At 72.9% G+C, this 7246-nt stretch carries 7 protein-coding genes; 2 read left to right on the top strand and 5 right to left on the bottom strand.

Annotated elements, in window-relative coordinates; translation table 11 throughout:
• Nucleotides 1-1042 (top strand): glucan biosynthesis protein D (locus VJS38_RS17245; protein WP_324089385.1); only part of this gene is annotated, 1042 nt, incomplete at its 5' end.
• On the opposite strand, the gene VJS38_RS17240 is transcribed toward VJS38_RS17245, so the two are convergent.
• From VJS38_RS17240 to VJS38_RS17220, 5 genes are all read right to left on the bottom strand, one after another.
• Nucleotides 1039-1884 carry a class I SAM-dependent methyltransferase gene (locus VJS38_RS17240; protein WP_324089384.1) on the bottom strand — a complete coding sequence of 282 codons (846 nt, stop codon included), beginning with the start codon at nt 1882-1884 and terminating at the stop codon, nt 1039-1041. The two genes, VJS38_RS17245 and VJS38_RS17240, sit on opposite strands and share 4 nt — an antisense overlap.
• 12 nt (nt 1885-1896) lie before the next feature.
• The gene (locus VJS38_RS17235; protein WP_324089383.1) at nt 1897-3054 is read right to left on the bottom strand and encodes an ATP-grasp domain-containing protein; all 1158 of its coding nucleotides are present in this window, start codon (nt 3052-3054) and stop codon (nt 1897-1899) included.
• A complete protein-coding gene (locus VJS38_RS17230) occupies nt 3051-4310 on the bottom strand; it encodes an NAD(P)/FAD-dependent oxidoreductase (RefSeq protein ID WP_324089382.1) in 1260 nt (419 codons plus the stop codon). Before VJS38_RS17230 ends, VJS38_RS17235 begins: the two co-directional genes overlap by 4 nt.
• Before the next feature lie 123 nt (nt 4311-4433).
• Nucleotides 4434-5111, bottom strand: coding sequence for an anti-sigma factor (locus tag VJS38_RS17225; RefSeq protein ID WP_324089381.1), 678 nt, complete (start codon nt 5109-5111; stop codon nt 4434-4436).
• Nucleotides 5101-5637 carry an RNA polymerase sigma factor gene (locus tag VJS38_RS17220; protein WP_324089380.1) on the bottom strand — a complete coding sequence of 179 codons (537 nt, stop codon included), beginning with the start codon at nt 5635-5637 and terminating at the stop codon, nt 5101-5103. The genes VJS38_RS17225 and VJS38_RS17220 overlap by 11 nt, the downstream gene beginning before the upstream one ends.
• Before the next feature lie 52 nt (nt 5638-5689).
• On the opposite strand from VJS38_RS17220, the gene VJS38_RS17215 reads away from it, so the two are divergent.
• A complete protein-coding gene (locus tag VJS38_RS17215) occupies nt 5690-7030 on the top strand; it encodes a S8 family serine peptidase (protein WP_324089379.1) in 1341 nt (446 codons plus the stop codon).
• Nucleotides 7031-7246 lie beyond the last annotated feature (216 nt).

The raw sequence follows: 7246 nt of genomic DNA, 5'->3' as shown, positions 1-7246 counted from the left end.
CGAGCTGCACCAGTACGGGCTCTCCGCGCGCGCGGTGGCGATCGACACCGCGGTCTTCCAGCGGCCGGAGGAGTTCGCGCGCTTCAGCCAGGTCTACATCGAGCGGCCCGCGCGGGGCTCGGACACGATCACGGTCAGCGCCCTGCTGGAGGGGCCCTCGATCACCGGCGCCTGCCGGTTCGTGATGACGCGCGGCGCGGGCGTGGTGATGGACGTCGAACAGACGCTGTTCCTGCGCCGGCCGGTGACCCGGCTGGGGCTCGCGCCGCTGACCTCGATGTACTGGTATTCCGAGACGGTGAAGCCCACCGCCATCGACTGGCGGCCCGAGGTTCACGACTCCGACGGCCTGGCGCTGTGGACCGGCGCCGGCGAGCGCGTCTGGCGCCCGCTCAACGACCCCGCGCAGCTGATCGTCTCGTCGTTCACCGACGAAAACCCGAAGGGGTTCGGCCTGCTGCAACGCGACCGCAACTTCGACCACTACCTCGACGGCGTCTACTACGACCGCCGCCCGAGCCTGTGGGTCGAGCCCAAGGGCCCTTGGGGCAAGGGCGCCGTCCAGCTGGTCGAGATCCCGACCGACGACGAGATCAGCGACAACGTCGTCGTCGCCTGGGTCCCGGCTCAGCCGCCCGCGCCCGGGACCGCCATCGACCTCAGCTACCGCCTCTCATGGCTCGCCGACGAGCCGCATCCGCCCGGGCTCGCCCGCTGCGTGGCGACCCGGATCGGCCGTGGCGGCCAGCCGGGACTGCCGCGCCCGGCGGGGGTGCACAAGTTCGTCGTCGAGTTCCTCGGCGGTCCGCTCGCGACCTTGCCGTTCGGGGTGGCGCCACAGATGCAGCTCCACAGCTCCCGCGGGCGGTTCACCGACTATCGCCGGACCGAGGCTGTCCCGGACGGCATTCCGGGCCACTGGCGCGTCGAGTTCGACCTGGCGGACGTCCAGGGAACCGAACCGGTGGAGATGCGCCTCCAGCTCACCGTCGGCGGCGCTGTGGCGAGCGAGACCTGGGCCTACCAGCACCACCCGTTCTAAGCCGAAGGCCCCCCCTCCGGCTTGAAGGCGACGCCGAACAGGCCCTTCTGGTTGAAGCGGCGTGCGTCGGGCCGGATCGGCTCGGCTTCGCAGACCAGGGCGGCGGCAGGCGCGCGGCTCAGGGTGAACGACCTGAAGCCGTAGTTGACGTCCACGTCGTCGACGACCACGGCGGCGCCGGGCTTGAGCGCCGGCCAGACGCGGTCCAGCTCGAACCTGACGTTGCGCTCGCTGTGCAGGCTGTCGTGGACGAAGAGGTCGACCCGCCCGACGGCCTTCAGCACGCCGGGAAGCCTGAGCCGGCTCGTCCCGCGGATCAGCGACCAGCTATCCCGGTAGAGGTCGCCGACGGCCATTCCCACCTCGGCCTGCGCCTGCCGGTCGACCGGCGGCAAGTCGATGCTCCACAGGCGGCCGGAGCTGTTGCGCGACAGCGCCTCGAGGATGAAGCGCGAGGTGAAGCCGCGCGCCACGCCGGTCTCGACGACGCGGCTCGGACGCTGATGCCGGATAAGGCACCAGATGGCCCGGACCAGGCCCGGGTCGCCATCGTTCCAGCCGCGAAAGCTGTCGGGACCGACGTCGACGCCCCTCGCCTTCAGCGGCTCCAGCACCTGCGGCCACAGAGCCTGGACCTCTGCGCAGAAGGGGCACGGCCACGCGGCGCCGAGGTGCTCGTGCAGGTGGCGCTCCCAGGCCGGGTCGACCTCGTAGGGGCACGGCGGCCGGCGCAGCTCGCGGCGAAACACCCGCATGTCCCAGAGCCGGGTCACCGTCTCGACCGGCCGGGTCACCGCGGTGGCGGCGGAGAGCAAGGGGTTCGCCAGCGCCGTCTCCAGCATCGCCCGGCCTCCTCACGCCACCTTGCGCGCGCCGGGGCTCCAGTCGCCCCGAGCCGCCGCCGACGGCGTCTTGCGGAAGAAGCGCAGGCGCGCCTTCTCCTCGTCGAAGATGCCCAGTTCCTCGCGCAGGTAGGGCACCGGGTCGGACAGCGCGAACTTGAGGGCGTCCCAGCTCCTGGCCCGCAGCTTCCAGGGGGTCGCCAGCGCCGCGAGCGCCGCCTTGGGAAGCTGCACCACGGTCTCGCCGCACCGCACCGGCGCATGTTCGACCTGGGCGCCGGGAAGGCCCAGGGCGACGAAGTTGATGCCCGAGAGCATGGACATGGCGATCTTGAAGAAGAACCGCGGATTACACTCCAGAAAGTAGATCCGCCCGTCCGGCGTCAGGCGCATGTCGAAGTTGAAGACGCCGGTCAGGGCCAGCCGGCGGGCCACGCTCTCGACGACGTCATAGATGCGCTCGTCGTCGAACGTCGCATAGGTCTGGTGATGATACCGGTGCGCGACGAAGGCCGTGATCTTGCCTTCGTCGCAATAGCTGCTGGCGCCGATGTCGGACCCGGCGATGAAGTCCTGCACCAGGATCGGGGCATAGAAGATGCGCTGGACCTGCCGGGCGGCCGTGCCGGCGTTCAGGACGACGCAGCCGATCCCGCTGTCCATCGAGAGCGGCTTGGCGATGGCGGTGAACGGGACCTTGCCCAACCGCAGATCGGTCCTGAGCGCCTCGACGTCGGCGTAGAGCACGCCGCCGGGCGTCTTGATCCCGAGTTCGGCGCAAAGCGCCTGGAAGCGCCACTTGTCGTTCAGCAGGTCGTAGCGATCCAGGTCCGGCATCGGGAAGCAGGGCGGCGCGACGAGGTCCCGGACGGCGATCAGGCTGCGGGTCGAGGGCGCGTCGCCCGGCAGCACCATGTCGACGCCCAGGCGCCGCGCCCGCAGGTTGATCTCCTCGGCGAGCAGCGGATCGAAGGCTCCGTCGACGGCGCGGTCGGTCGGATAGCAGCCCTCGGGGCGGTTGGAGAACCTCAGGTCCGCCGCGCCTGCCGTGTGCATCACCGAGACGCTCGCGCCTGCGGCCTCCGCGCAGCGCATGATCCGGTAGGGCAAGAGGATGGTCGTTGCGAGCAGCAGGAGCCGCGGCCGCGAGCTGGAACGGGCGGGAATCATGCCGTCACCGTCGCCTCGACCGCGCCGTCCGGGCTTACGTCCGCCGCCCGGCTTCGCGAGCCGCTCAGGCGCCGCGCGAGGCGTTTGCAGGGATGCGTCGCCCCGAACACGAACCGGTTCACCGGCCCGAAGCTGGCCGCGGCCGCCGTGCCGATGAAGAAGAGGCCGGGCGCGGAGGATTCATAATCGGCGTTGAGTTCCGGGCTGCCCTGCGCGCAGCGGATGCGCGCGCGAAGGCCTGGGTCGAGGAAGCCCAGCCGGGCGAGGTCGACCCGATAGCCGGTGGCGGCGATGACGTGGTCCGCAAACAGCGCCCTCCGCGACCCGTCCCGTGCGACGAGCGTCAGCCGCACCCTGTCCTGGGCGGCCTTGGCGCTTTCGATCTCGCAGCCGAGGTGCGCGTCGACGCGGCTGAGGACCCGCTCGCGCATCGCCGCATGGCCGAGCGGGCCCAGGGTCGTGCGCACGATGCGCAGCCGCCAGTCCTGCGGCAGGGCGTGGAACACCGAGGGCGCGTCGGCCCAGACCTTCAGCGGCCAGCCGGCGCCGATGCCCGAGTTCGGCCGCACCAGCGCCCTGAGCGGCGCCGCCGCTCGCCTCGGCAGCGATGGGTTCGTGCGCGGCGGCGGGGCGAAGACCAGCGCGTCGGTGCGCGCCGCCAGGGAGACCATGGCGCCCTTGTCCAGCAGCAGACTCGCCAGGTCGGTCGCGGACGCGCCGGCGCCGACCACCGCCACATGCCGGCCGGCGAGGCCTTCGATCGGACCATGGTCGCCGCTGTGGGTGAGACGATCGGCCGGCAGCCCGCGCAGGGCCTCGGGGACGTAGCTGAACGGATGGACGCCCACGGCCAGCACGACCCGGCGCGCGGCGACGACGTCGCCGTCGTCGAACTGGGCGCGATAGCCGGCGCCGGTCGCCTCCAGCCGCACGAGCAGCTTCGGCTCGACCCGGGGAACGAGCCTGGCCTGGAACGCCTCGCCGTAGGCGACGAAGGTCTCCAGCGGGACCGACATCAGGGACCGGTGATAGGGGATCGTCCGCTCGGCGCAGAAGCGCTCGAAGGTGAAGTCCGCGGCCGGGTCCGAAAGGCTCGACGACCACGGATGCGACTTCAGCAGCATCCCGGGCGGCATCCGCCGGCGCCAGGAGTCCATGCAGACGCCAAATATGCGGAAATCGACGCCGGCCGCCCCTAGATGGGCGGCCAACGAGAGGCCGTAGGGGCCCGCACCGATGATGGCGACATCAACCACGCTCGCCCCCGCCCGCTGAAACAGCCGATGCCCGTCAACCTCACGGTTGTGCGGACAGTTCCGGCGGGGGGACGCCAAAGATGCGGTTCGAGGGGGCGGTTTGGCCCATGCGGGGCCGCGCGTTCAAGGCCGCCAATGGCGGTCGCGGGCGGCCCGTTCGCCGGCGGCGTCCAGCGGCTCGCCCGCGATCATGGCGTCCACCGCGGCCAGCACCGGGGGCGGCGTTTCGCTGCCGGCGGTGCGGTAGCCCGCCTGCTGCGCAGGCGCCGACCAGGCGGTGACCGTGCTGGCCACCCAACCCCGCGGCTGGCGGCAGGCCACACCCGCCAGCTTGTCCGGCTCGCTCTGGAAAGTGCGGCAGTAGCGGCCGTCGGCGCTGCGGAAGCTGACGCCCGCCCGGATGGCGCCGCCTTCGGACGCCAGGCGCTGGTCGAGCGCCGACGCAAGGCGACCCTGCGCCACGAGCGCGCCGGCCTGGGTGGTCAGCGGACCGCGTTGCGGCAAGGCCGTCCGGCCAACGATCACGCCCAGCGCCAGACAGGCGGCCATGGCGGCCCACTGGACCGGCCGCCGGCTGCGTCCGGGGGCGTTCGCCGCCTGCGCCGCGAGCGTCAGGCGCAGCGGCGGCGGCTCTTCCAGGATCGGATCGAAGGCCGCGGCAAGCCGGCGACGCAGCTCCTGCTGCCCGGCGAGGCGGCGGCGCAGCTCCGGATCCGCGTCGAGCCGCTGCTCGAACGTCGCGCGTTCGGACGCGGTCAGCTCCCCGTCGACATAGGCCATCAGGCGTTCGTCATCCGGCATTGGCCCCTCCCAGTTCGGCCAGCAGCGCCTGGCGTCCGCGCACCAGTCGGCTGGTCAGGGTGCCCTCCGGCACCTCGAGCACGCCCGCCGCCTCCTTGTAGGAGAGGCCCTCGACCAGCACGAGCGCGACGGCCAGGCGTTGCTCCTGCGGCAGGCGGGCGATCGCGCGCTCGACCTCCGCCGCTTCGAGCCGGGCCTCGACGGCGCGGGCGCCAGCGTCGCCGACCTTGTCTCCCTCCTCCTCGGGCGCCAGCACCGCGCCGCGACGGCGCCGGGCGCGGGTCTCGTCGATCCAGGCGTTCTTCATGATCCGGAACATCCAGCTGTCGAGCCTGGTCCCCGGCCGCCACTGGCTGCGCGCGCCGAGCGCCCGCTCGACGGTCACCTGGACCAGGTCGTCCGCGTCCGCCGGCTGGCCGGCCAGCACCCGCGCCAGCCGGCGCAGGCGCGGCAAAAGCTCGACGATCTGGCGCTGAGTGGATTCCAAGACCAGGCTCTGTTCATGCATGAAACGACGCGAACCCAACGTTTCATCCATTAGAACAAGCTCGATAACAAATTCCGCAGGTTCCGCCCCGATGCGCAAGCGCCCCCCCGCTCCCGCCTGGATCCGCATCGCCGCCGTCGCAGCGACGATGCTGGCCTGCGCCGGTCCGGCGTCCAGTCAGCTGCTGGGGCGCGGATTGGGCGGGATCGTCGGCGGCGCGAGCGGCGGCCTGACGCGCGATCTCGGCCGGCCGCTGTCCGAGACTGTCGGCGCCGCCGACGGCACGCTCGCCGAGGTGCGCCGGCAGGCCGTCCAGCGCCTGATCCGCGAACATCCGGAAGCGGTGGAAGCCGACGCCGAGGGCGCCCCTGTGGTCCGCGGCGAGGTGCTGGCGCTGGCGCCCACCGAGCAGGCGCTGGCGGCGGCGCGCGCGGCCGGCTTCCGCATCGGCGCGCGCACATCGGCTCCCGAACTCGGGCTCGACAGCGTGACGCTCCTGGCGCCGCCAGGGCTTTCGGCGCGCGAGGCGCTCCGCAGGCTGCGCGCCCTCGACCCGCAAGGCCAGTACGACCTCGACCACATCTATCAGCAAGGCGGCGGCGTCGCGGGCCCGGCGGCGGATCGAGGGCTGCCGGCGAGCCGCCGCGCCATTCGCGTCGGCCTGGTCGACGGTTCGGTGGACGTGAGCCATCCCGCCTTTCGCGGAACCCGCGTCACCCAGCAGGCCTTCGCCCTAGGCGGGGCGAAAGTCACCGCGCACGCCACCGCCTTGGCCTCGCTGCTGGCGGGGGCCGACGGCGCCTTCCGCGGCGCGGCGCCCGGCGGCGAGGTGCTGGTGGCGGACGTCTACGGGACCACCGCCGCCGGCGGTTCCGCGGCGGCGATCGCCCAGGGGCTGGCCTGGCTCGCCCGCAACCGCGTCGGCGTGATCAACATCAGCCTGGTCGGCCCGCCCAATCTCGTGCTGGGCGCGGCGGTGCGCGGCCTGACGGCGCGCGGGTTCCTGCTGGTGGCGGCGGTCGGCAACGACGGTCCGGCAGCGCCGCCGCTCTATCCTGCGGCCTATCCGGGAGTGATCGCGGTGACCGGTGTCGACGCGCGGCGCCGGGTGCTGCCGGAGGCGGGGCGTGGGCCCCAGGTCGCCTTCGCCGCCCCCGGCGCCGAGATGGCGGCGGCGATGCCGGGCGGCGGCTTCGCCGAGGTCCGGGGCACCTCCTTCGCAGCGCCGCTGGTGGCGGGCGCGCTGGCCGCGGACCTGCCATCGCCCGACCCCACGACCGCCGCGGCCGCGGTTCGCCGACTGGCGGCGGCCGCCCAGGACCTCGGCGCGCGGGGACGAGACCCGGTGTTCGGCTTCGGCCTCGTCGCCTTCGACCAGCGCACGGATCCGGCTCGCGTCGCGGCCCGCGTCGGGGCGCTGCGCGGGCCCTGAAAAAATTTTTCCGTCGCGCGGGATGAACGGCGCAGCTCGCGTCGTTGGACCTGGTGAAGCCGAGCAGGCTTCGGATGCTCAGGAGACGGAAACGATGCTTAGGACCTCTCTCATGATCGTGGCTGCAGCCGGCGCGCTGTCGTTCGCCGGGGCGGCCGACGCCCAGCTGCTGGGCGGCGGCGGACTGGGACTGGGTCTCGGCGGCGCCCTTGGGGG

The organism is Phenylobacterium sp. (genome assembly GCF_035276905.1).
In the GTDB taxonomy this organism is placed as follows: Bacteria; Pseudomonadota; Alphaproteobacteria; order Caulobacterales; family Caulobacteraceae; genus Phenylobacterium.
The sequence above is the reverse complement of the archived record's forward strand: the minus strand, read 5'-3'. Positions and strand labels throughout refer to the sequence as shown.

Bases quoted from the DNA above. Each gene is read 5' to 3' on its own strand.
- VJS38_RS17240 (WP_324089384.1), bottom strand. From the start codon at position 1,884: ATGCTGGAGACGGCGCTGGCGAACCCCTTGCTCTCCGCCGCCACCGCG.
- VJS38_RS17235 (WP_324089383.1), bottom strand. From the start codon at position 3,054: ATGATTCCCGCCCGTTCCAGCTCGCGGCCGCGGCTCCTGCTGCTCGCA.
- VJS38_RS17225 (WP_324089381.1), bottom strand. From the start codon at position 5,111: ATGCCGGATGACGAACGCCTGATGGCCTATGTCGACGGGGAGCTGACC.
- VJS38_RS17215 (WP_324089379.1), top strand. From the start codon at position 5,690: ATGCGCAAGCGCCCCCCCGCTCCCGCCTGGATCCGCATCGCCGCCGTC.